The sequence below is a fragment of the Pseudoalteromonas sp. QJM3NY_12 genome, assembly GCF_056173165.1.
Window position 1 is genome coordinate 209,969 of the sequence record NZ_JBWBUF010000002.1, and the last position, 24,376, is coordinate 234,344.

Consider the following 24,376-nt stretch of genomic DNA (forward strand, 5'->3'; position numbering starts at 1 on the left):
GCTTGTTATGTTTTAATTACACCACTCATGTCAGAAAAGCTTATATATTTACTCTTCCTCAACAGCACCGAAAAATAGTTTAGTAGCTTTGGGAACTAACTTTTCGATAAATGCGCCCCCAAAAACAGTATCACGAGTATCAACAAGAGTTGGGTAATCTTTCTCATCTAATGTTAATACACCAGAGTGGAGAGGAAAAAATGTAATCACGTTTTCAACATATCCTAGGCCATTACTAAATCCATCGGGATCAATTTTTCGATTACTATCTCTCTGAAAGTAACTATCAAGTCGATTACTACCGTCAACAACGAGGAAGTAATTATCGGGAGTATGAATGTTTTTAACTTGATTTATGATGGTATAGTTTTCTTGTGTTGATAGGAAAGCTTCACCTGTCGTTTTGACTAAAGCAAAACTATTCGAATTTCTAATACTATGACTATAAGCAATATCTCTAAGCAAAAATTCAGGCGATAATAAATCATCATCAAGTACGGAACCTGAAGAGATATCAACTGGAGTGCCATCATTTGTTAGTACAGCCCAACTAGCACCAGGGCGAGTCTGCACTAAATCAGTTGCTCTAGCGGAGCCATTTAGTATAACATCATTATCAGGGTTTCCACTGTGCGTATATGAACCATCTTTTTTAATTACAAGATAACTACTTTCGTCATTTTTTGAGAGGATTTTGTCAACATTTCTATAAGATTGGTTTCCCCACCTAACAGACCATATTTCTACGTTATCTTGATGGTCAAAAATAGCCAAATATTCGACATCACTATGAGGTTCATTACTAAGTTGAATACCTTGTATTTTCTTTATATTAGTGCGAGTAAACCTTTGGTAAGTAAAATTAGGATCAACGAATGCATCAATTACCAAGTTTCCGTTGCTAAATAAAACTGCAGTGGCAGCGTCTGTATAACCAGAATTTACAATTGACGAAACAACTTGTTTTACATTTTCTACTTTTGCTTTGGTCAATTCAAAATGCTCTCGTTGGCCATTTTCCTGAACATTCCACGATATAACTTGGTTATCTTGATTTAGTGCATGATGACCAGCACCATCAATCCAATATTCAACAACGGTACCTAGCTGATTTTCAATATCTTCAAACGTAGTTGAGACACCAAATCGTAATAAGAAGTCATCACCGTATTCATGGTATTTACCATTTTCATCTAACGCGAGAACATTTCCCCACCGTGCGGTTGCGGACTTAAAATCAATAAAATCATTTTCTGACTCGGTAGGCCAGCTGTGTGCGGAATATATATAAGGTGAACGCCAAACCAGTTCACCATCGTTCATCAGGAACACATCCATGAAGGTATTGGAAAATACCTTGGTAACGAATCTACGCTTAAATTGAGCTCGTTTAGGCTCACTTATAACTCTATCGATACTAGGTACTGTGACTGTTATTTCTATTTTCTTACTATATGATTGCTCATTAGGAATAAACTCATTACTTGTACTAACAACGTCATCTTCAATTCGCCATATGAATGACGCTTCATTTTTGACACACCCCTCACAATCTATTTCAGCTATTGTAGATTGCCCAAGTATCAAATCAGCCCGAACATTTATTGCCGTTATTTCCGTTTCTCTTGGTATAAGGTGGCTAGACGTATTGACTTCATCACTTAATTTAAAATCAATACTAGGTACGCTAGCATAAACGAAGATCGTTTTATCCAAATGCTCAAAGTCAGGCGTAAATGAGTATTTATTGCTAACTATAGTTCCATCGACTTCCCAGCGGAATATTGCTTGTTCTTTAATGCAATCCACACATTCAATTACTGCAACGCTTTCTTGACCTCGAACTAAAACATCATTAATTGAAATATTTGATATTGTAGTTTCCCTAGGAAGAACACTAAAAGTTTTAGTGTTTAATGCATTAGATGCTCCATTAGTACCATTTACATTTACTAAAATAGAAACATCTTTATTAATATGCTCCAACTTTGGAGTAAATTTATTAGTATCACTTACGATTGTATCGTCAACCTTCCACTGATAAACGACAGATTCTAAATCACATTTGGTACACTCAATATTAACTGTGCTTTCAGTATCCCGAGTTAATTGGTGGTCCAAATATATGTTATCTATTGAGGATTTAACTATTGGAATTGGTTTAGGTGTAGATGTTTCTCCCCCACCACCACATGAAATCAATAAACTAACCAAAATTAATATTAGTATTTTGGTAAAACAGTTATTCATTTTTACTACTTCCTTTTATTTGATTTTCCATTGAGGTTTTAAAAATTTGCCTTGAAAATAATGCTAAATCGACTGAAACATAACGCCCTAATAATGGGCAAAAAATTGTTGGCTAAAATGTTGAGGAGCGAAAACAGCCAACTGTTTTTTGTCCTCATTTATTAGCTTGTTAGGTAATACTATTACTCTGAAATTTTAAACTCATGCACAGCGTAGAGAAATGATACAACAATGGATATTGGAATCAAAACCAAGCTAACAACAATGAACCGTTCAAAGTTAAAAGCGACATGTTCGTTGCTCATAAACACCTTGAAAAAACCAATAAAGTAAATAGCACCAACTATAAGGATGGAATATATCTTTGTATCTCGTTTGATCCTCGGATTTTTTAGATACTCTCTAAACTTCGTTGGTATACCTAACGCCGCAAATAAACGGCTAAAAATAGTTGGCACGAACAAAGCCAACTGTTTTTTGTCCGCGCTTTTAATTTGCTTTGTTATACAACCTATTTCTCTTTGCTTTTGTCGAATAAAGTGACAATAAACGAAATCAACAGTGAGCAAGGTAATGTAATAGCCAATGCGTAAAGTAAATTTAAAAATGTGACGTCTTTTAGACCACCATCCCCGAAGACCTTTATATATGCAATAAGCAAAATCGACAACTCTAGGAAAATTGTATTCCTAAGTACCGAGTCCCAAAAAGGTGATTTACTAAATTTAAATTTCGTCATTTGCCCAAGGGTGTATAACGCCTGGCTCTTCGGCTTGGTGCAGTTGGCGACTTTTTTTAGGTATTTTCCAAAAAAGGTGCAAACTGTACCAAGCCCGTAGGAGCCACTTGTTATGCATTTTTTACTAATCCTGACTCTAATGCAAAAGACTCTAGCTTTTTATCTAGTTCATCTTGGTCTTTGTAGAACTCGGTATCCAGTGAGTCAAGATCGGTTGGCCTATTGAGTTTACGAATTAACTCCCAACGCTCAGTTTGACATTTTGGCACTTGGTTTGAGCCAAATAATTGCTCTTTTGCTTGCCTTAATAGCTTGAGTGAACTGGTTGCACCTAATTGAACTAAGCCATGCTCAGCATTGCGATAATGTTCGGCAGACGTATTATTAAAATACTGTTCGAAACCTCCGTTGTATACTTCGCCACTTAATACATTAACTGAGTAATAAAGCTTTTCATTATCTGAGAGTGTGCTAAAACCAACATCCTGTTTATAAACTTTGTCTACTAGTTCTCGCCAAAGAGCCCTATATGGACATGATTTTTCTAGTTCTCTCTCTTTGGCGGCACGCTCTTTAGCTAATTCCATGCTTTTGCGAGTACCATTTTTACAGGGCATGCAAAGCCCGCCTGTACCTTCGGCAGTACTTGGTAAAACCAGTGCCCCGCATTCTGAACATGGAATCTTATCGCTCATCTCGACCCTTTGTGTGCATAACGCCTTACTAATGGGCGCATAAATGCTTGGCTAAAATTAGCGACGAAGGAGCACAAGCCAAGCGTTTTGCGTCCTTTTGAGTAACTTGTTATGTTTCTATTTCACTGATTTCTTTCTTAATTGAATCAATGTCTACATGCTTTGCGACCAGCGGCCACTTCACTGATTTCTTTCTTAATTGAATCAATGTCTACATGCTTTGCGACCAGCGGCCACTGCTTTATAGTTGAATCAAGGTACATGGACAAGCCGTACAAAATTCCAGAAAATGATGCTATTGCGGGCAAATACAAACCACGTAATTTTTGGAAGTACAAAAGAAAACTAATAAAGAAACCAATCCATGCCACAACCGCTAAAATCCGACTCTTTTTAGTTAGTTTGGATTCATGCTCTTGGGGATTTTCAAGTGCAAACTCAATAGACTTTAATGATTTCACTTTTCTAGAATTATCCACAAACCTTCCTTGAAACATAACACCTTACATAACCGGTTTTGGCCGCTCTTGCCAAAATCCGGTTTATGTATTTGTTAGGTTTCCTACTCCATTGGTTCATTAGTGCTAGTTATTGTTATAAAGTCGTCAGTATCTTCAGAACCAATTGAAAACCGTAAATTAATTTCAATATCAGAATCTAAACCCTGTATCTCAAAAATCGATAAATCACCACTCAACTCACTTAAATAGACATTTCGTGTATCTAATGATGCGCCTGTACACTTGAGAAGCGATTGCAAATTAAGTTTCATGAATTCAGACGAAGTATTGGGCATCAAAACTTTGCAAAACCTTTGCCCAGCAGGATCATCAAAATGAGTACAGGTTTTTTCCCAATTACCCCAGTTATTTACTAATTTGACCACTTTTGTTTCGTTTGGTTGAACGGACGATGAGAAATCAAATAATCCATCGCATAGCACCTTTTTCGTATCAACATCATTACTTACACATGATGCTATAGATACAACCAGAAAGCTTAAGAAAAACAACCTCCAAATCATACTGAAACCTAACGCCCTAATAATGGGCAATTTACAGTTGGTTAAAATAAGCGACGCAGGAGCAAAAACCAACTGTAATTTGTCCTGTTAATTAGCTTGTTAGGTATTCTTACTACCATCAATTACAACTTTTACATGCTTTAAATTAGTAGACAAATAATCTAAAGCTTGTTCTGCCGATTCGTCTTTTAGGTTGGGAAAGTCGTACCTCTTTCCAAACCTAGTTTTGACGTAAAACTCGTTGCTTTCTCCAACCCAGTATTCTTTATGAATCTCAACTATATCTCTGTAATCCAATTTATATGACTTATTCATCCAATTATTTGGCTCTGAAAACACAAGGTATGTTTCATATAGCTTGAGGCTAAATTTAGAGTTTAAAAAAACATCTCTGATTGAAATAACAAGCAGGTATGTGATTATCAAAGCCATACTCAAAGCAATAAAAGTTACGAAAATTTGAGCTGTTAATGTAGCTTCTTTTAGTGAAGCTAGCTTATCTTCAAATTCAGCAAAGTAAGTAGCAATTGATAAGATCACAATTAGAGCTATTAAATTAAATAAGCCTCTATTTCTTGTGCTTTGCTGGTACGAAACTACACATTGCTCCATGGAATACCTAACAATTTTATAGTGCGCTCATCGCGCATATTTCTGCCAACGATACGCTCATGTATTTTATAAATCATTTTTACCAAATAACTTAACACATTGCTATATATAATTTTTTATTAGCACTCAAACTCTCAATAAAAGAGAAAATGCGCTCGCCGCTCATTTTCTTGAATATGTGTGCATCACAACTATACTGTATATAAAAACAGCGCTATTATTGGTAATAGTATGAAAACACGTTCCCCATTTTTAAATTACATAGCTGAATATATGCTAGTTCGTCAATATTCATTACGCACCGTAGATACCTACCTAAGATGGATTGCATCTTATATCCATTTTCATAATAAACGCCATCCCGCCTCAATGGGGGACAATGAAGTCGAACGCTACTTAGAACATTTAGTGTTAAAGCAAAACGTTGCACCACGTACGCAAGCCACCGCACTCAATTCATTGTCATTTTTATACAAGCACATAATAAAAAAAGAACCCTCATTAAATTTAAATTTTGCCCATAGTAAAAAACAAGCTAAGCTCCCTGTAGTTATGACCCCAGAGGAAGTTAAAATGTTGATGGCTCATTTAAATAAGCGCTATTATTTAATTGCAGCCCTCATGTATGGAAGTGGCTTAAGAGTAATGGAAGCGGTGCAATTAAGGGTGAAAGATATTGATTTTGATTATAAATGCATTCAGGTATGGAATGGAAAAGGTAATAAACACCGCATTGTTACGCTGGCCACAGAGCTAATACCTATGCTGAGAAATCAAATTTTGAACGTTGATGACTATTTAAAACTGGATTTAAATAATACGGAATATTCTAGCGTATGGATGCCATATGCTTTAACAAAAAAATATCCAAGTGCCGCAAAATCGCTTGCGTGGCAGTATTTATTTCCTTCCCATATATTAAGTTCTGATCCTCAAAGTGGTGAAATAAGACGACATCATTTTCATCACTCTTGTATTAGAAAAGAGGTTAAAAAAGCCGTCCAAAAATCAGGATTAACAAAAATAATAACACCTCATACATTAAGACACTCTTTTGCTACTCATCTACTGCAAAATGGCGCCAATATAAGAACTGTTCAAGCTCAGCTTGGCCATTCTGATGTTAAAACCACACAAATATATACCCATGTACCGCAACAAGGTGCCAACGGGGTTGTTAGTCCTTTTTCAAGATTATAAGCGTCTCTTTTTAATCCTCTACGCATACATATTCGCTTTAAGACCAATACCGCTATCTATTTCTACTTTGAAAACCCATAAAAAAAGCCCCGCTTGATGTTACTCAAGCAGGACTCCACACTAATTTTGTATCAATAAAAGCGCCTAAACTGCAGGCGCTTTGCATTATTGAATTTTATTGGTTAACCACGCTTTTAAGCGGATTAACTGGCTGTGCGTTGTCGTCTAGGATGTTCATATCGAAGTCGAACTCATCAACACGAATCGCTTTTTCACGCTTTTTGTTGTAATCACTTAACTGAACAAATTCAGCGTCGTTAATTACTTTTGCAGCAAGTGCATTTTCAAGTGTGATTGAAAAACGCGTGCCCGGCTTAAAGGTTTTAGCACGTAGCGCTTTTTTCACTTTAGCTAATAGCTCTAATGATGCCATTTTAGCTTTGTAAGCTTGCTCATTGATGTGATGACCATCACCTTCAATTGGCTTAACTAAATGGGTGATTTGCGCTTTAAATGCCGTATCAAGCTGAGCTTGTTTTGCTAATTCACGGATTAAATCATCGCTAATTTTTGGCATTTTAGTTGAGTAGTTCATAGTAATAAAACGAATGAACTTACGAGTACCACTTGCAGGGAAGTTATCTAAAAACTTGTGCAATGCTTCTTCTGCACTTTGTAGTGCAAAACGAGTCGCATAATGGAAGTAAGGAGCCGCTTGCTCACGCTCGCTGCTTGCTACTTTTTGCTCGTAATACTTAATAGATGCCATAGCTGCATACAAGAAGCTCATTACATCGCCTAAACGTGCTGAAAGCATTTCAGCTTGCTTTAATTTACCGCCAAGTACTAGTAACGAGAAGTCAGCATAGACAGCCAATTTAGCTGACAGTTTTTGCACTGCTTTTTCGTAGTCACGTACTTCTGGTAATGCTGAGTTTGCACTCGCGGTAAACGGTAGCACACCTAAACGGAACGCACGTAAGCTGTTTGCTGTGCTGTAACCAATTGTTTTACGTAAAATACCGTTAAATTCTGCATCTGCGTTTTTGTCATCGCTGTGGATAGACTCAACCATAGATTGTAAGTATGGGTGACAACGCATAACACCTTGACCAAAGATCATCAGGTTACGAGTAAGAATGTTTGCGCCCTCTACCGTAATGGCAATTGGCTGCGCCACATAACCGCTAGCAAGCGTGTTTTGAGGACCATTCTGAATTGCTTTACCCGCTTGAATGTCCATTGCTGAGTCAAGCACATCACGGCCAAGCTCTGTCATATGGTATTTAGCGATTGCAGTTACTACCGATGGTTTTAAGCCCATGCCTAAACCTTCAGTTGTCAATACTCGCATTGCTTCTTGTAGGTATGTTTTACCTGCAATGTCAGCTAGCTTTTCTTGAATACCTTCAAATTGGCCAATTGATAAACCAAACTGTTCACGCACTGCTGCATATTCAGAAGCTGACTTTAACGCCACTTGCGCGGTACTTACACCTAACGCTGGTAATGAAATACCACGACCTGCGCCTAAACAGCTAACTAGCATTTGCCAACCGCGGCCGATATTTTTCTGACCACCGATAACAAAATCCATTGGTACAAATACTTTGTTACCACGTGTAGTACCGTTGTAAAAACGAATACCCATAGGATCATGACGATTACCAAGTTCTACACCTGGGTGCTCTTTTGGAATAAGTGCACAAGTAATACCTAGGTTTTCTTTACCACCTAGTAGACCATCTGGGTCAACTACTTTAAATGCTAAACCAAGTACAGTGGCAATTGGCGCGAGTGTAATGTAGCGCTTGTCCCACGTAATTTCTAGGCCAAGTACTTCTTCGCCGTTGTACATACCTTTAGTAACAGTACCTACATCAGGAATACCGCCTGCATCAGAACCTGCTTCTGGGCTGGTTAATGCAAAACATGGAATGTCTGTACCATTTGCTAAACGTGGTAAGTAATGTGCCTGTTGCTCCTCTGTACCAAAGTGAAGTAGTAACTCACCTGGGCCTAACGAGTTTGGTACCATTACAGTTACCGCAACCGCTGAACTCTTAGTCGCAATAGTACCTACAATTGTTGAGTTAGCGTATGGGCTGAACTCTAAACCGCCAAACGATTTAGGGATGATCAGCGAGAAGAAGCGCTCTTTTTTCAAAAACTCTAAAATGTCGTTTGGTAAATGAATACCATTTTGAATGACTGAATCATCAATCATGCCTAGTAGTTCTTGTACTGGACCGTCTAGAAACGCTTGTTCGTCTGCGGTTAATTTTGCCGCAGGTACATCGCGTAGCGCGCTAAAATCTGGTTTACCTTGGTAGATAGACCCTTCTAGCCATACATCGCCAGCGTCTAGCGCTTCTTGCTCAGTAACTGAAATACTTGGTAATACTTTTTTTAATTTTGTACGTAAACTCATAACGAACTCATCCGACCAGATAAATAATACCTACATTACGTCATAAAAATCGGTTTAGATCAATTACTCTATTCAATTAATTAACAGTTTTTGCAATTTATTTTCTTTACCTGAACGTAAACTGTTGAAATAAAAAGGCTTACACTTGTACGCTGAATTATTATTTTTTTTGTAAAAAATTTAATAATTCAGACTTATATCGGCGTAAATACAGATTTGGTAATAAAGTAGAAACAAAAAAGCGCAGCCTAAAATTAGGCTGCGCTTTTTAAATATGGGAATGTGAGTAAACCTAGCTTATTTTAACCACTTGTTTACCTGTAAAACCACCTGCAAGCTGTTTATTTAATGCGCTAGAAACAGCCTTTGCGTTAAAATCAACAGCTAATACTTCTGGAGGAATTATTTCGCCATTAGAGACCGTTTCAAGCAACAAATTACCCATAAAACTCATGCGCTGCTGCGCGCATAGGCTATTGGCTAACCACGCACCACCTAAGGATACAATACTAATATTGGGTGCCCTACGGTACATTAGCTGCTGTTCAAAATTAGGCAGTGGGTTTAAACAAGCAATACGACCGCAAAAACGCATTAGCTCGATATTTTGAATGGTCGATTCCCCACCCATAATATCAATAACGGCATCAAATCCTTGTGGGCCAAGCTCTCGGCGAATTTTGTCACATAAGGCTTTGTCATTGTAATCAAAGACTACATCAGCCCCTAGCTGCTTAACCAATTTGTGGTTACGCTTGGAGGCGGTTGTAAATACATCGGCACCACGCTGCTTTGCAAATTGAATAGCAAATTGACCTACTGCACCTGCGCCCCCTTCAACAAAGAGGGTGTCGCCTTCCGTTACAGCTAATTTATCTAAGCTGATAAGCGCTGCCATTCCGGCACAGGGTAATGTAGCAGCCTTGTCACTGGCTAATTGCTGCGGAATGATAGACACTGCATAATTAGGCACTTTTGCGTATTTGCTCAATACCCCTTGCTCACCAATACTGGCGTGCCACATTACACGCTCACCCACGCCAGGAAATACGCCTTTACCCGCTTTAACCACTACACCCACTGCATCCAAGCCTAAAACATGCGGATACTGCCATAAACAAAAGCCAGATTTAGCAAATTGCGCATCCACCGGATTTAAACCAACATACTCCACTTTTACTAACAGCTCATTACCTGTGCATTGAGGCACAGGTAATTGCATATCCGTTAAGTTAATATCCTCATTAGGCTCTATTAAGGCAATAGCCTGCATAGATGAAGGAATAGTATTTGGGTTTGTAACTACAGTATTAGGCATCAAAAACTCTACTAGTTAGTATTACTTAACGCGTAACTCCATCGTCCATTAAATGACTGGTAAGCATTTACCTTAGCCAATAACGATGAAATAGTTGAATCAACGGCATTTTCTTGTGCTATTAAAACATCCTGACGTGCATCTAACAACTCTAAGTAAGGAATTTGCCCTTCTTCATACATTGCTTGCGCTTGTAAAAATGCATTATTAGCAAACTGATACCGCTGCTCAGCAAAACGCGATTGCTGTGCTTGATTGACCAAGTATTGCAATGAAAGTTCACTCTCGTTAATCGCTTTTAACACCACTTGTTGATAGTCAGTATAAGCAGCTTGACTTAAAAATTGCTGCGCATCACGCTGAGCCAACAAAGCAGGATAACTTAATAAAGACCATTGTACTTGCGGTGCAACTTGCCACTGCTGCTGGGTGTCGCTAAAACCATTACTGCCCAGACTTAGTACGCCCGCAAAACCACTTAAGCTGATATCGGGTAATAGAGCTTTACTGGCTGCCACACTTAAACTATTTGCTTGGCTAAAGTCATATAATGCTCGGCTAATATCAGGCCTTAGTGCAATAGCCTGATTTGGCTTTGCTAGTGACACTTGAAATGCCTTGCTCAATACAGCACGTTCATCTTTAATACTCAGTGATTGCGTTGGTTGTGCACTTAATACCGCCAGCGTAGATAAGTCACGAAACTTAGCATATTCAATCGCCGGAATGAGCGCTTGTTGCTGCCTAAGTTGCGCCATGGTGCGGTTTAAATCAAGCTCATTTGCCACACCTTCATCTACTTGCGCCTGCAGCACTTGAATGCTTTGTTCAAGTGCTTCTATTTGCATTTCAATAATTTGTTGCTTTTGCAGGTTGCCCTGATAGCTGGCAAACCCTTTAACCACAGATGACACAATTTCAATTTGTAATAGCCTAACTTGCTCTGCTTGGCTCATAGCTTGTGAATTTGCGGCATCAACCAGTGCAGTTATTCGACCAAATAAGTCGAGCTGCCAATCAAGTGCAACATTTGCACTTGATTGTCGGCTATTGGTATCGCCTAGTCCACTTCGTTTAGCGCCAACCTCAACACCGCCTTGCGGTAAGTATTGTGCTTGTTGTTCACCAATACGTGCCAACGCACTTTTAAGCACTAACTGACTCGTTTGTAAGTCGTAGTTATTAGCCAAAGCATTACTAACAAGCTGGTTTAATTGCGCTGAACCTAGCTTGTACCACCAGTTTTGCTCATCTTCACCAACATACTGCTCTGCTGATATTGCTTGAGCAACAAACTCGTTTACTTGTTGTTGCTCAGCTGCTGTATCTATTTTGCTCGCACAGCCAGATAACACTGCAATCGCTAACACAGAACCTAAAAATGCCGGCATCTTAAATTGATTTAAATGTAATTTAGTCATTTGAAGACTCCTCAGCGCGCTGCTGTTTTACCACCAGCATGTAAAACACTGGCGTAAATAATAGCCCAAATACAGTCACACCAATCATACCTGAGAATACTGCGTTACCCATTGCATGACGCATTTCAGCACCGGCACCGGTTGCCAACACTAACGGAATAACACCCGCGGTAAAGGCAATTGAGGTCATTAAAATAGGACGTAAACGCATGCGACACGCTGCCAACATAGCCTCAAGGTGCGATAATCCGGTGTCGTGTTTATCTTTGGCAAATTCCACCATTAAAATGGCGTTTTTAGAGGCCAGTGCCACCAGTACAATTAACGCTATTTGGGTAAATATATTGTTATCTGAGCCTACAAACCACACCCCTAATAACGCAGAGAATATAGTCATAGGTACAATTAAAATAATGGCCAATGGTAAACGTAGGCTTTCATACTGTGCAGCCAGTACCATAAACACAAGCAATACCACCAGTGGGAACACGTACACCATAGTATTGCCGGCAAGTACTTGCTGATACGTTACCTCAGTCCATTCATATTCAATACCAGTAGGTAGCGTTTTCGCCAGTACATTTTCAATCGCTGTTTGCGCTTGGTCTGAGCTATAACCTGGCGCTGGGCTGCCGTTAAGTTCAGCACTTGGGTAACCGTTGTAGTGCATAACACGATCTGGGCCTATAGTTGGCGTTACCGTAAGCACTGAGCCTAGTGGCACCATGTTACCTGCACGATTACGTACTTTTAGGTTTAGTATTTGCTCTGGGTCTACCCTAAATTCGGCATCTGCTTGGGCATTAACTTGGTAAGTACGACCAAACATATTAAAGTCGTTTACATACACTGAGCCTAAATAAATCTGCAATGAGTTAAATACTTCATCAAGTGCAATACCTTGGATAAGTGCTTGCTCGCGGTCAATATCAATATCCATTTGCGGCACTTGTATTCTAAAGCTTGAATACAGCCCCATTAATGCCGGATCTTTTTGCGCCGCGGCAATCACTGATTGCAAGCTATTAAATAATGCTTCAAAGCCTTTGTTAGCTCTATCCTCAATTTGCAGTTTAAAACCACCTGTAGTGCCTAAGCCTTGAATTGGTGGTGGCGGAAATACAGCCACAAACGCTTCATCAATTGCCGCAAAACGTTGGTTTAACTGAGCCGCAATAGCCGAAGCTGACATACTCGGATCGGTTCGCTCTGCAAAAGGCGCCAATGGTGTAAACACAATGCCGCTGTTAGGGCTATTAGTAAACCCATTTACAGATAGGCCAGGGAACGCCACGGTGTTTGCAACACCAGGAACCTCGAGCGCTATTTGCTGCATTTGTTTTACTACCGCTTCAGTTCTGTCTAAGCTTGCTGCATCTGGTAGTTGCGCAATGGCAACTAAGTATTGCTTATCTTGCTGTGGTATAAAGCCACCAGGCACCGCGTCAAACAGCTTAATCGTACCGCCAACTAAAGCAACATAGGCAACCATTACCACCACGCTCATACGAATAAGCTTTTGTACTAGCTTTTCATACCCTGTTGCACCACGGTTAAACAGTCGATTAAATGGCTTGAATAACCAGCGACCAAATAACTTATCTAATAAGCGGGTAAACGCATCTGGTTTTGCGTCGTGCGATTTTAACAATAAGGCTGCTAGCGCCGGTGACAATGTCAGTGAGTTAAACGCTGAAATAACTGTTGAAATAGTTATGGTTAAAGCAAATTGCTTATAAAACTGTCCAGAAAGTCCAGTAATAAAGGCCGTTGGAATAAATACCGCACACAATACCAATGCAATCGCAATAATTGGGCCGGTTACCTCTGTCATTGCAACGCGTGTTGCTTCAAGCGGCGATAAGCCGTTTTCTATATTTCGTTCAACATTTTCGACCACTACAATCGCATCATCAACCACAATACCTATAGCCAGTACTAAACCAAATAGCGATAAGGTATTAATAGAAACACCAAGCCACTGCATTACAGCAAAAGTACCAATGAGTGAAACTGGCACAGCTATAAGCGGAATAATAGATGCGCGCCACGTCTGTAAGAATACAATGACTACAATAACAACCAATGCGATTGCTTCAAGCAATGTCGCTATTACCGCATCAATAGAGCCGCGAACAAACACAGTTGGATCATAAACAATGTCGTATTCAACACCTTCAGGAAAGTCTTTCGATAAACGTGCCATGGTTTCACGCACCTGATCTGAAAGCTCAATGGCATTTGAACCCGGGCGTTGAAATATTGGCATTGCCAATGCAGGTTGATTATCAAGTTCAGCACGCAGTGAGTAAGAGTCTTGGCCTAAGTCAACACGCGCCACATCTGACAAACGCGTAAGTTGCCCTTGCTCACCGACTTTAATAATGACCTGCTTAAACTCTTCAATGCTGTTTAGGCGGCCTTTCACGTTTAATAAAATTTGAAATTGGCTATCGTTAGAGATTGGCTGAGCACCTAAGCTACCCGCTGCAACTTGCTGATTTTGCGAGCGCAAAGCAGCCACAACATCGGTTGCTGTAAGCTCACGTGCTGCTAATGCATCTGGATTTAACCACACACGCATAGCATATTTACCACCACCAAATAACTGAATATCACCCACGCCAGGTAAACGTGCTATTTCATCTTTAATGTTTAAATCGGCATAATTTGATAAATACGCCGTATCATGGCTATTCTGGGGTGAATATAAATGCACCACCATGGTTAAATCGGGTGATGACTTTTCAGCAACTACCCCTAAACGCTGTACCTCTTGTGGTAAGCGCGGTAATGCACTATTTACTCGGTTTTGCACTTGTACTTGAGCACGGTCTAAATCCGTCCCTAAGGCAAATGTTACGGTTAAAGTCATGCGCCCGTCACTGGTCGCTTGTGAAAACATATACAACATGTTTTCAGTGCCGTTTATTTCTTGTTCAAGCGGTGTTGCCACTGTTTGTGCAATAACCGTTGGGTTTGCGCCCGGGTAACTGGCTGTTACTACCACTGTAGGTGGTACAACTTCTGGGTATTCACTCACTGGCAACTGAAATAAAGAAATGCCACCTGCAATCAAAATAATCAGCGACAGCATAGCCGCAAAAATCGGTCGCTGGATAAAAAAGTGTGAAAATTTCATTTAATAACCTTATTGCTTAGCAACTAAATCGGCAGGGTTAGCAGTGAGTGTAAATGCCACACCTTGGGTATTAATTGTCACTTTATTTGGTGATATTGGCATGCCCGGCCCTACGCGAGCTGGCCCATTCACGGCAATCACATCACCCTGTTCAAGGCCAGAGGTAATGGCACGTAATGCGCCATAGCGCTCACCGACAGTAACCAATTTATATTGCAGTACATTATTTTCGCCCACAGTAAGAACAAAACGATTTTTTAAATCAGTACCAATAGCTCTATCTGGAATAATGACGGCTTCGCGTATTGCATTGGCAGCCAATTTAATCCGTGCAAAAGAGCCTGAGCGTAACTCGTTACTACGATCTTCAAATACCGCTCGTACACGTAATGTGCCAGTAGAAGCATTAATTTGGTTATCTATAAAGTTGATGTGGCCGTTGTAATTAAAATCACTCTGCCCTACTTTTTGCATAACGACAGGTTGCTTGCTTGATGCAGTAACATCATCAAATGCATTGTTCCAAGTACGTTCGTCGACATCAAAGTAAGCATACATTTTGTCATTTGAAACAATTGAAGTGAGCACGCTTTGCCCGGCAAGGACGTTGTTACCTTTAGTGATGTTTGCGCGAGAGATAATTCCATCAATAGGTGAAACCACAGAGGTAAACTCTAAATCAAGTTCTGCGGCTTTAAGCTGCGCTTTAAGTGCAGCAAGTTGTGCTTCACGCTGACGCAACGTTGAGGTACGAGCTTGCGCTTGTTCTGTAGAAATTGCTTTACGCTCAGTTAGACGCACTGCACGTGATGCTTCACTTTTTGCTTGTTCAAGAGCCGCTTGTGCACTTTTAACCTGAGCTTGTAAACTAGCTACCGTGGCTCTAAATGAACGATCATCAAGGCGAAATAACACATCACCTTGTTTAACAGCATCCCCTTCTTTAAATTCAATTTGCTCAATAATGCCTGATACACGCGGCATTAATGCCACTTTTTGCGGTGACTCTAAGCGCGTTGTATAGGTATGCCAACTTTGTACAGGCTTGACCAGGACTTGGGCTACATCAATAGCTTGATATTGTTGTGCGGGTGCTGATTGCGCTGTGCTTTCTTCAGCACAACCGGTCAGAGTAATTAATGCAACAGATAAGGCTGTAGCAACTAAGTGTTTGTTCATAACGACGCTCCTGTTAATTAGGCGATACATAATACGGAACATACTTGTTGACAAAAACAATAGATTTTTAAATTCATTAGTGCCAAAATGGCATCAAAGTGACACAATGGTGCAATAATGGATACAACAAGCCGACTCTTAATGCTGCTTGAAGTGGTTGAGCAGGGATCATTTGCTAAAGCTGCTGAAATACGCAACATTGATCGTTCCGTGATTTCTAAACAAATTAGTCGTTTAGAAGATGAGCTAGGCGTGAGGCTATTAAATCGAACCACCCGTTCGTTTTCACTTACCGCAGCAGGCGCTGAAATGATAAAAAAAGCGGACGAGTTACGAAGCCTACTCGGCGATACCCTGCGTATGGCAGAGAATTATCACTTAGAACCTCGTGGCGTATTAAAAATTACCTCATCTACTTTAATCGGTCGGCGTTATTTACAGCCTGTTATTAACGATTTTCAAAAGCGTTTTCCGCAAGTTGAAGTAGAACTTCGTTTAGATGATCGGCTTGTGGATATTGTCTCAGAAGGATTTGATTTGGCATTTAGAGTGGGTGAGCCAAAAGACTCCTCTTTAATTGCTCGAAAGATTGCGCGTAATCGTTTATTACTTTTAGCTTCCCCTGCATTTATCGAAACCTATGGAATGCCGAAAAACATAACTGATTTAGCACAATTACCCGCCGCTAGTTACGCAAGTAGTTCACTGCGAGTTGATGGAGTAAGTTACTACAACCACCTTGGTGAACAATGCGAACAAAAAATTAAAAGTGTATTTAGAGCCAATGATGCTGAAGCACTATTAATGAAAACACTCTCCGGAACCACTTACGTTTTAGCCCCCGCGTTTATATTAGATAAAGAAGTGATTGATGGACAACTGGTGCCTTTATTGACGGATCTTAAATTAATGGAGCACAGTGCTATGTATGCGGTATACCCACATCGTGATTTACCGGTAAGAACCCGGTTATTTTTTGATGCCGTACGCGAATATATTGGTAAAGAAAGACCGATTTGGGAAAACAGTATTCCAGACTTTGAACAAATGTATTAGCCGCTATAAAACTTAAGCCAGCGCTAAAATATCAGTGCAGACCCCATTACGACCAGTCTCTTTAGCTTTATAAAGCTGCTTATCGGCCAAGTCGATTAGTTCACTTAGGCTTTGTTGCTGGTATTGTACAACGCCTAAACTGGCGGTTAAATTAATGGTTTCACCATTAGCGACTATGTGCTTATTTTGTATTGCGAGTCTTAACTTTTCTGCCATTGCTAAAGCTGCTTGCGGACTATCAAAGTTGCTCATTAGTGAAAACTCTTCACCTCCGACTCTAAACACATACCCTTTTGCAAAAGTGCCGCGCAATAATGTAGCTAGCTCAACCAGCACTTTATCGCCAACATCGTGCCCATACTGATCATTAATTTGTTTAAAGTAGTCTAAATCAAGTAAAAATAAGTAAAGCTGTGATTTATCTTTAATCTCTACCTCAAAAAACTGGTTCATTGATAAACGGTTACCAGCCCCAGTAAGGGGATCGAGTAACGCTAAATTTTTCAAACGCTTCGAAAAATCAGCTCTATTACCTTCAAAAACATGAGATATAGCCCATATGCTTATGTATACAAATAATAAGTTAAGTCCTATGTTAAATGCTGAAAACGATGAATGTGGCAGTTTTTGAGATAACACCACCAGCTGTAAAACAAGTAATGCCGCAGACAAAAATAACCCGTAACGTCTACCAAGCAGTAAGTAGTAAAGAATAGGTAAAATAAATGTCCACAAAAACAGGCCGTTTTTAGGGGGGGCTAAGTAGGTGCCACATAACACAATTAAAGAGATAGTTAAGCACATGGTAATGGCATGCCAGCGCTTAGGGTAATGTTTTTGCGAGTGCTTAAATATATATAAGCATAACAAGGAAAAGCCGACTTCGAGACCACCAACAAGGGGTAAATTATTTACCAATAAATTAAAACCGGCAAACACCAATGACAAAAAACCAAAACAAATACACATCCACTTAAGAACGTGCTTACGTAGCGTTTTTGTACTATTAAGTGCAGCTATATCCATAGATATCTTAAAATATTTTTGATAGCTTATGTTAACAATGAAATGCAAAAATCACAATTTTAAGCTTAAACGATTCAGAAAAAACAAGCCAAAAGAATTAGTGAAACGTTTATTCCATAATCAATTCATTAACAGTACCCACTAAATCTGCAAATTCTTCATCAACATGCGATAACTGTTTAGCGCTCAGCGTTTTGTTTAACTTGAGTAGCAAATGCGCATAAGCTTTTAAGTTTTGCTCATTTAGCTCACGCAGCTCATTACTCATATATTGCTCACGATCAGTGATAATGGTGTGTAATTGCTGGGTAAACTCTGCCTCGCTAAGTGTTTGCTGGCTAAAAAGGGCTTCAAGTGCGGCTAAACGAGTTAATTTATAGTCGTACCATAAATCACTGGTAGGGGTATGCTCACTATTGGCTTGTGATATGAGCGTTTGCTGCTCAGAAGTGAGTTTGCCAAGCCACTGCTTGTAGTAATCTAGTTGTCTCTCTAAGCGTTGCTGTTGGTGCTCCTTTTTAGTTAATGAAGCGTGCTCTTGGATTTCATCATTAATTTGCTCGCGAATATTTTCTACCATTTCACTGCGCTGTGATGGGGTTAAGGTCAGCGCTAACTTAATTAAAGGGGCACTAGTATGCAACAGCAAGTTTCGCCAATGCTGCTTCACTTGGGTTATTTTATCCATCAACTGCGCAGTATCGGCTTCATTGTTTAGCAATTGTCTTAGGTCGAGTAAATCGGCTTTATATTTTGGTAATTCAACTTCACGATGCCAATCTCGGGTATCGTTAATAATCGCTTTTAACTGCTTAGATTGGCTTTTATTCAGATCAACGTAATCATCAATCCAAAATGACGATAACCAACCTAGGTTGTTATAGGCAAATGACGTTGAACAGCTGGCAATAAATAACAAACTGGTTATAAAAATAATTTTACTTAGTTTTATATTTTTTAAATTATTTAACATGAAAAGACCCCGTTGTATGATGCTTTAGTTGCCAAAAATCATCATAAGTAATTATGTAAGCTACTGCTTGCTTTTATTTTTTTTATTTTTCTATAGAATCGCAAGCTAACGCAATTTATATCATAGCTATGTGCTTAAGTTTAGAATTTTTGAGCTATAGTTAAAACTACTTGTTAATACGTTTGTATATCTAATTTATAAACGTTGGCGTTATTGATTTAGCTCATAATTTATTACCTACTCGAGTAATAAGTAAATGATTAACCGTTATGATGCTTACCGACAACGATAACTAATTTGGAGACATGCATATGTCACAGTCTAATTTAAAAGCAATGTTCTTTGCGGGCATTATACTTGCTACACCTTATGCTTATGCAGGGCTTGAGGAAGGCATAATAGCAGCAAACGCAGGTCAATTTGAGGAAGCACTAAAAGAGTTTAATTACCTTGCAGACAAAGGCTATGCCCCAGGTATTTACGAACTAGGTAAGTTATACGAAGGCGGACATGGAGTTACTCGCGACTACTACAAAGCTGCAGAGCTTTACCAACAAGCAGTTAAAAAAAATCATGTAGATTCAATGTTTGCACTTGCGGTTTTGTATGATGAAGGCAACGGCGTAAAGTTAGACAAACAAATGGCTATTAGCTTATTTGAGAAAGCAGCCAATAAAAACCTCCCTGCAGCACAGTATAACTTAGGGGTAATGTACGCCAACGGCGATGGCGTGAGCCAAGATTATAAAGCTGCCAGAACATGGTATGAAAAAGCCGCCGCTAATAATTACACGCTTGCACAATTTAATTTAGCCTTGATGTATTTTGAAGGCTTAGGAATGCCAAAAAACCTTGAAATGTCGTATGTGTGGAATACCATCGCTGAGTACAACGGTAACATGCAAGCTAGCCACAGTCGTAAACTTGATGAACGCACTATGCTCCCTAAAGAAGTCGCTGAAGCTAAAGAAAAAGCCGATGCTATTTATAATAAAATTTTAGCGGGTACTTATGCAGGTGAAGGGCGAATGTTTTAAGCAAATAAAATAACTAAAAAAAGCTGAATGAAGTGATTCATTCAGCTTTTTTGTTTTAAGTACTACAGGCTATTTTACATAAAGCCACTTTAGCACTTTGATCAGTAATTTATTTTGTTTGAGTAATAAACCTATACGCGGATTAAACGAACCTGATACTAAGGTATTTTTTGCATGGCTAAAGGTTAAAAAGCCTTCTTTGCCATGATAATGCCCCATTCCTGAATAACCCACCCCGCCAAATGGTACATCATCGGCAGCTACTTGTATTAATGTATCGTTAACGGCAACGGTTCCGCTAAGTGTTTGCTTAATAATGTACTGTTGCGCTTGCTTGTCTTGGCCCAAAATATAAACCGCTAATGGATGATCGCGTAGTCGAATATAATTAAGCGCATCATCTAATTTGTCATAACTCATAATCGGTAAAATAGGCCCAAATAACTCTTCTTGCATTAATTGCATCTCGTCGGTGACGTGCGTCACAATATGCAGACCCATCCGGTGTTTTTCAGCATCTTGTTGATTTTGCTCAAGCGGCTTTGTTATTTTAGCGCCTTGCTGTTGCGCTTGCTCTAAATAACCTAGCAGACGTTGATAGTGAGCAGGACTAATAATAGAGGTCAGGTTTTTACCTTCAACACCTTGTTTAAAATGCTTTTTATAAAGTGTACACAAAGCTTTAATAAACTGATGTTCTAATGCTTTAGGAACAAATACGTAGTCAGGAGCCACACATATTTGCCCTGCATTGGCCATTTTTCCAAATAATAAAGCACTCGCGGCTTTATTTACGTCCGCATTTTCTAAAACAATGACTGGCGATTTTCCGCCTAGTTCTAAAGTGACTGGTGTTAAATTTTTACTCGCTGCGCCCATCACCAACTTACCGACCGCTGTTGAGCCAGTAAATAATAAATGTGCAAAGGGTAATGATGAGAACTCACTTGCCACCTCGCTGCCACCTTGAATAATGGTGCAGTGTTGGCTTAATTCACCTATAAATATTTTTTCAAGAACCGCATTGGTATTAGGCGTAAATTCACTGAGCTTTAGCATAACCCTGTTGCCCGCTGCAATCGCGGTGATAACCGGCACCAATGCCAATTGAATAGGATAGTTCCACGGTGCAATCACACCCACCACGCCAATAGGCTGATAGGTTACACTTACTTTTGAGGGCCATAAGCTCAAACCAGGGCTGCGGTGACTAGGCTTAGACCAGCGAGGTAACTTTTTAATAATATGTGCAAGCCCCTGCATGGTAGGCAAAATATCACCTACTAAGGTATCAAAGGCCGTTCGGTAACCAAAATCTTTGGATACCGCTGCAATCAAGTCTTGCTCTAGCGTTACAATGTTAGCGCGTACTTGCTTAAGTAAAGCAAGGCGTTGCTCAATAGGTAAATAAGGGGTGTCTTCAAAAGAGTGCTTTAGTTCATTAAATTGTGAACGCAAAGACCCTGTAGATAATGTGTCAGTGATCAAAATAGGCTACTCGATTTATAACGTTTTCAAGACTATAACCTTGATCTGTCACACGAGCAATAAAGAGTGGTTTTGCAACATAATGAAAAGCGTTGCAAAAACACTCATAAGGTTGGTTGGAACTCATACCGATGCACAGCTTTTATGTGCATCGGTTATCTGTTTTGTTAGTTGATTAAAGTGGGTTATTAAAAGCCAAAAACCTGGGCTGCTATGGTCATTGTTACTAAGGTAATTAAAACTATAGCGACAATATTTAACACAAAGCCAGCACGGATCATGTCTTTCATTTTAATTTCACCCGAGCCAAACACAATCGCATTGGGTGGTGTGGCTACTGGCATCATAAACGCACAACTACACGCAATCGCAGCTGGAATAACCCACACTAACGGGCTGCCAGTTACAGACTCAGCAACAGGCCCCAATAATGGTAAAAAGCCTGCGGCTGTTGCCGTATTACTGGTAATTTCCGTTAAGAAAGTAATGAGTGCCACCACCACAAGAATGCTCATAACTAAAGGAATTGCACTGGCACCCTCAATCATGTTGGCAATGTAATCGGCTAATCCTGATGATTTAATTTGCGAGGCTAGTGTCAAGCCCCCCCCAAATAAAAGCAACACACCCCAAGGTACTTTAGCTGCACTTTCCCAATCTAAAATTCGCTCATCACTGCCTTTATTTGCAGGTAGTACAAATAATAATAATGCGGCTGCAATTGCAATACCCGTATCTGAAATTTTAAGGCCGGTCACATCACCTAGTAATGGTCTAAATATCCAACAAATAGCCGCAAACATAAACACAAACAACACGCCCTTTTCAGCACGTTGCATGAGTCCTAGGTCTTTTAGCTGCGAAGAAAATACCGCTTTAGTGTCAATTCGCTTGTTTGCTTGCACATTCGCATCAACCTTGTAGGTAAATTTAGTTAGCCAAATCCAGCTGATGATTAACATGCCAAGTGCTAATGGCACACCAACTATCATCCACTGGGCAAAGCCAATTTCAATCTGGTAGCTATCTGATAGGTACGCAGCCATTAATGCATTTGGAGGAGTACCAATTAAAGTAGCAATACCACCAATACTCGCGCCATAAGCAATAGATAGTAAAAGTGCTTTACCAAACCCCTCATTACTAGGATCTGAGCTTTTAACTAAATGAGTGATAGATAAGGCAATAGGCAACATCATTACTGCGGTAGCGGTATTAGACATCCACATTGATAAAAATGCAGTCACTAACATCATGGCTAAAATTTGTAAGCTTGGTTTTTTACCGGCATAAAGCATAGTTCTTAATGCAATTCGTTTGTGTAATCCCCAACGTTCCATAGCAATTGAGATTAAAAAACCGCCTAAAAATAAAAAGATCAGCGGATGCGCATAAGGAGCTGCAACACTTTTTATAGCCGCTATATCTACTATAGGTGAAATCACTAACGGAAGTAATGCAGTAGCAGGAATGGGCACAACTTCACTTACCCACCACGATGCCATCCAAAATGCTAAGCCTGCAGTTTTAAATGCAGCAGCCGACATTCCTACTGGCGGCTCAACTAAGCAGGTCAATAACATTACACACGGACCAAGTAACAATAACAGCCATTGCATAAACGGCTTTTTATTGGCGTTATTTTCTAAAATACGTTTTGTCATTTTAACAGCCTTTAAAATTTATATTTAAGACCAAGTGCAACACTGTTATCAGCATTTTCTTCTAGGTCGAGGTCAGTATATAAAAGGTAAGCGGTAGTTTGCTTGTCAAAAATGTAGTCTACACCAGTAGTCCACTGAGTTGCGTCTGATGCTTGACGTAGCTTTGAATCATCTTTTGCAAATTGAACTTTAGGTACCCATTTGTCGAGCTTGTAGCTTGCACTTAACACGTAACCATTCCCTGATTTACTACCATCAATTGATTCTGAGTGCTGGTATAACGCACCTAATTGTAGTTTTTCAAATTTATACACGCCTGCGATACGACTTGCTTTAATGTTATTAAGCGAGTCAACATGGCTTATTGAAATAGAGTAAGGAGTTTTATTTAAACTACGATCACCATAAATAAGGGTTGCAGCAAATCCCGCTTCATTGTCTTTGTTGTCATCTTTTGGCGCATAGGTAAATGAAAACTGTGCATTGTGCCAGTACTTAGAGGTATAGGTAATGGTATCGCCTAAGCGATCTTGTCCGGCAATAACTTGTGAAATATCAGCTTGGGTTTCGTTAAAGTTATCGAGTTTACCTTCAGAGTATTTAAAACGCGTGTCATTTCGCCCTACGACTACTTCACCAAACGCACCTTTTAGGCCAAGGTAAGTATTACGTGCTGCAAAAGGCTCATTGGTATCATCATGTTCAAAGCCTTTTACTTGAACCTCGTATTTAAATACGGCAGTAAAATATTCATTTAATTTATGGTCACCTTTAATACCAATACGCGAAAAAGGGGCATCTATTTGTGTGCCTTCATCTGCGTAACGCATAATGCCAGTATCGGTGTTGGCAATTTGTACTTCGGCTTTACCATACACAGTGTAATCTGCAGCAAACGCTGTTACAGGTAGTGTGGCAGCACTGCATAACGCAGCAAGTACTGAACCTTGGAATAGATTATTTTTCATTATGTATCCTAATTATGTGATGTTACTTGTTGTCTACAACTGTAGAGCAAGAACATGACCAACTAGATAATAACAATAAATTTCAGTGACTTAAAAAATAAGACCATGATAAAAAGCTTTAAAATGTGCGGATTTCCACACACTTTAAATACC

The 24,376-nt window shown here is 39.6% G+C and carries 18 protein-coding genes; 3 read left to right on the forward strand and 15 right to left on the reverse strand.

Going from position 1 to position 24,376, the window contains the following annotated elements; genetic code table 11:
- Positions 1 to 48: 48 nt before the first annotated feature.
- The 5 genes from AC0VZ5_RS16825 to AC0VZ5_RS16845 all read right to left on the reverse strand — a co-directional run bounded on the left by AC0VZ5_RS16825 (position 49) and on the right by AC0VZ5_RS16845 (position 5,248).
- Positions 49 to 2,250 (reverse strand): hypothetical protein, encoded by a 2,202-nt coding sequence (locus AC0VZ5_RS16825; protein WP_475475025.1) that lies wholly within the window; start codon positions 2,248 to 2,250, stop codon positions 49 to 51.
- A gap of 849 nt (positions 2,251 to 3,099) precedes the next feature.
- Complete coding sequence (locus AC0VZ5_RS16830) at positions 3,100 to 3,684, reverse strand: DMP19 family protein (RefSeq protein ID WP_475475026.1); 585 nt, start codon at positions 3,682 to 3,684, stop codon at positions 3,100 to 3,102.
- Between the two features lie 146 nt (positions 3,685 to 3,830).
- Positions 3,831 to 4,163: a hypothetical protein gene (locus AC0VZ5_RS16835; protein ID WP_475475027.1), complete on the reverse strand. Its 333-nt coding sequence runs from the start codon at positions 4,161 to 4,163 to the stop codon at positions 3,831 to 3,833.
- Between the two features lie 83 nt (positions 4,164 to 4,246).
- Positions 4,247 to 4,780, reverse strand: coding sequence for a hypothetical protein (locus AC0VZ5_RS16840; protein WP_475475028.1), 534 nt, complete (start codon positions 4,778 to 4,780; stop codon positions 4,247 to 4,249).
- A 27-nt stretch (positions 4,781 to 4,807) separates the two neighbouring features.
- Complete coding sequence (locus AC0VZ5_RS16845) at positions 4,808 to 5,248, reverse strand: hypothetical protein (RefSeq protein ID WP_475475029.1); 441 nt, start codon at positions 5,246 to 5,248, stop codon at positions 4,808 to 4,810.
- Positions 5,249 to 5,551: 303 nt separating this feature from the next.
- Here AC0VZ5_RS16845 and AC0VZ5_RS16850 point away from each other — a divergent pair, with 303 nt between their 5' ends.
- Entirely contained in the window at positions 5,552 to 6,520 is a 969-nt protein-coding gene (locus AC0VZ5_RS16850) for an integron integrase (RefSeq protein WP_475475030.1), read from the forward strand.
- Between the two features lie 175 nt (positions 6,521 to 6,695).
- Here AC0VZ5_RS16850 and AC0VZ5_RS16855 read toward each other — a convergent pair whose 3' ends face one another.
- From AC0VZ5_RS16855 to AC0VZ5_RS16875, 5 genes are all read right to left on the reverse strand, one after another.
- Complete coding sequence (locus tag AC0VZ5_RS16855) at positions 6,696 to 8,951, reverse strand: acyl-CoA dehydrogenase (RefSeq protein ID WP_475475031.1); 2,256 nt, start codon at positions 8,949 to 8,951, stop codon at positions 6,696 to 6,698.
- A gap of 292 nt (positions 8,952 to 9,243) precedes the next feature.
- Positions 9,244 to 10,269 (reverse strand): zinc-binding dehydrogenase, encoded by a 1,026-nt coding sequence (locus AC0VZ5_RS16860; protein WP_475475032.1) that lies wholly within the window; start codon positions 10,267 to 10,269, stop codon positions 9,244 to 9,246.
- An 11-nt stretch (positions 10,270 to 10,280) separates the two neighbouring features.
- Complete coding sequence (locus AC0VZ5_RS16865) at positions 10,281 to 11,690, reverse strand: TolC family protein (RefSeq protein ID WP_475475033.1); 1,410 nt, start codon at positions 11,688 to 11,690, stop codon at positions 10,281 to 10,283.
- Positions 11,683 to 14,832 (reverse strand): efflux RND transporter permease subunit, encoded by a 3,150-nt coding sequence (locus tag AC0VZ5_RS16870; protein ID WP_475475034.1) that lies wholly within the window; start codon positions 14,830 to 14,832, stop codon positions 11,683 to 11,685. The genes AC0VZ5_RS16865 and AC0VZ5_RS16870 overlap by 8 nt, the downstream gene beginning before the upstream one ends.
- A gap of 9 nt (positions 14,833 to 14,841) precedes the next feature.
- Positions 14,842 to 16,011, reverse strand: coding sequence for an efflux RND transporter periplasmic adaptor subunit (locus AC0VZ5_RS16875; protein WP_290168232.1), 1,170 nt, complete (start codon positions 16,009 to 16,011; stop codon positions 14,842 to 14,844).
- 117 nt (positions 16,012 to 16,128) lie between these two features.
- On the opposite strand from AC0VZ5_RS16875, the gene AC0VZ5_RS16880 reads away from it, so the two are divergent.
- Entirely contained in the window at positions 16,129 to 17,067 is a 939-nt protein-coding gene (locus tag AC0VZ5_RS16880) for a LysR family transcriptional regulator (RefSeq protein ID WP_138607828.1), read from the forward strand.
- A gap of 12 nt (positions 17,068 to 17,079) precedes the next feature.
- On the opposite strand, the gene AC0VZ5_RS16885 is transcribed toward AC0VZ5_RS16880, so the two are convergent.
- Both AC0VZ5_RS16885 and AC0VZ5_RS16890 read right to left on the reverse strand, forming a co-directional pair.
- The gene (locus tag AC0VZ5_RS16885) at positions 17,080 to 18,093 is read right to left on the reverse strand and encodes a GGDEF domain-containing protein (protein ID WP_138607826.1); all 1,014 of its coding nucleotides are present in this window, start codon (positions 18,091 to 18,093) and stop codon (positions 17,080 to 17,082) included.
- Positions 18,094 to 18,202: 109 nt separating this feature from the next.
- Positions 18,203 to 19,066 (reverse strand): DUF6279 family lipoprotein, encoded by an 864-nt coding sequence (locus tag AC0VZ5_RS16890; RefSeq protein ID WP_475475035.1) that lies wholly within the window; start codon positions 19,064 to 19,066, stop codon positions 18,203 to 18,205.
- Between the two features lie 311 nt (positions 19,067 to 19,377).
- On the opposite strand from AC0VZ5_RS16890, the gene AC0VZ5_RS16895 reads away from it, so the two are divergent.
- Positions 19,378 to 20,103, forward strand: coding sequence for a tetratricopeptide repeat protein (locus AC0VZ5_RS16895; protein WP_010389004.1), 726 nt, complete (start codon positions 19,378 to 19,380; stop codon positions 20,101 to 20,103).
- 69 nt (positions 20,104 to 20,172) lie between these two features.
- On the opposite strand, the gene AC0VZ5_RS16900 is transcribed toward AC0VZ5_RS16895, so the two are convergent.
- The 3 genes from AC0VZ5_RS16900 to AC0VZ5_RS16910 form a co-directional block, all read right to left on the reverse strand.
- Positions 20,173 to 21,591: a coniferyl aldehyde dehydrogenase gene (locus AC0VZ5_RS16900; protein ID WP_475475036.1), complete on the reverse strand. Its 1,419-nt coding sequence runs from the start codon at positions 21,589 to 21,591 to the stop codon at positions 20,173 to 20,175.
- Positions 21,592 to 21,779: 188 nt separating this feature from the next.
- Positions 21,780 to 23,255 (reverse strand): SLC13 family permease, encoded by a 1,476-nt coding sequence (locus AC0VZ5_RS16905; RefSeq protein ID WP_290168245.1) that lies wholly within the window; start codon positions 23,253 to 23,255, stop codon positions 21,780 to 21,782.
- Between the two features lie 11 nt (positions 23,256 to 23,266).
- Positions 23,267 to 24,223 carry a porin gene (locus AC0VZ5_RS16910; RefSeq protein ID WP_138607817.1) on the reverse strand — a complete coding sequence of 319 codons (957 nt, stop codon included), beginning with the start codon at positions 24,221 to 24,223 and terminating at the stop codon, positions 23,267 to 23,269.
- Between the last annotated feature and the right edge of the window lie 153 nt (positions 24,224 to 24,376).

What these genes read in the sequence shown, in the direction of transcription:
- AC0VZ5_RS16825 (WP_475475025.1), bottom strand. Translation starts at nt 2,250, where the DNA reads ATGAATAACTGTTTTACCAAAATACTAATATTAATTTTGGTTAGTTTA.
- AC0VZ5_RS16830 (WP_475475026.1), bottom strand. Translation starts at nt 3,684, where the DNA reads ATGAGCGATAAGATTCCATGTTCAGAATGCGGGGCACTGGTTTTACCA.
- AC0VZ5_RS16850 (WP_475475030.1), top strand. Translation starts at nt 5,552, where the DNA reads ATGAAAACACGTTCCCCATTTTTAAATTACATAGCTGAATATATGCTA.
- AC0VZ5_RS16855 (WP_475475031.1), bottom strand. Translation starts at nt 8,951, where the DNA reads ATGAGTTTACGTACAAAATTAAAAAAAGTATTACCAAGTATTTCAGTT.
- AC0VZ5_RS16860 (WP_475475032.1), bottom strand. Translation starts at nt 10,269, where the DNA reads ATGCCTAATACTGTAGTTACAAACCCAAATACTATTCCTTCATCTATG.
- AC0VZ5_RS16865 (WP_475475033.1), bottom strand. Translation starts at nt 11,690, where the DNA reads ATGACTAAATTACATTTAAATCAATTTAAGATGCCGGCATTTTTAGGT.
- AC0VZ5_RS16870 (WP_475475034.1), bottom strand. Translation starts at nt 14,832, where the DNA reads ATGAAATTTTCACACTTTTTTATCCAGCGACCGATTTTTGCGGCTATG.
- AC0VZ5_RS16875 (WP_290168232.1), bottom strand. Translation starts at nt 16,011, where the DNA reads ATGAACAAACACTTAGTTGCTACAGCCTTATCTGTTGCATTAATTACT.
- AC0VZ5_RS16880 (WP_138607828.1), top strand. Translation starts at nt 16,129, where the DNA reads ATGGATACAACAAGCCGACTCTTAATGCTGCTTGAAGTGGTTGAGCAG.
- AC0VZ5_RS16885 (WP_138607826.1), bottom strand. Translation starts at nt 18,093, where the DNA reads ATGGATATAGCTGCACTTAATAGTACAAAAACGCTACGTAAGCACGTT.
- AC0VZ5_RS16890 (WP_475475035.1), bottom strand. Translation starts at nt 19,066, where the DNA reads ATGTTAAATAATTTAAAAAATATAAAACTAAGTAAAATTATTTTTATA.
- AC0VZ5_RS16895 (WP_010389004.1), top strand. Translation starts at nt 19,378, where the DNA reads ATGTCACAGTCTAATTTAAAAGCAATGTTCTTTGCGGGCATTATACTT.
- AC0VZ5_RS16905 (WP_290168245.1), bottom strand. Translation starts at nt 23,255, where the DNA reads ATGACAAAACGTATTTTAGAAAATAACGCCAATAAAAAGCCGTTTATG.
- AC0VZ5_RS16910 (WP_138607817.1), bottom strand. Translation starts at nt 24,223, where the DNA reads ATGAAAAATAATCTATTCCAAGGTTCAGTACTTGCTGCGTTATGCAGT.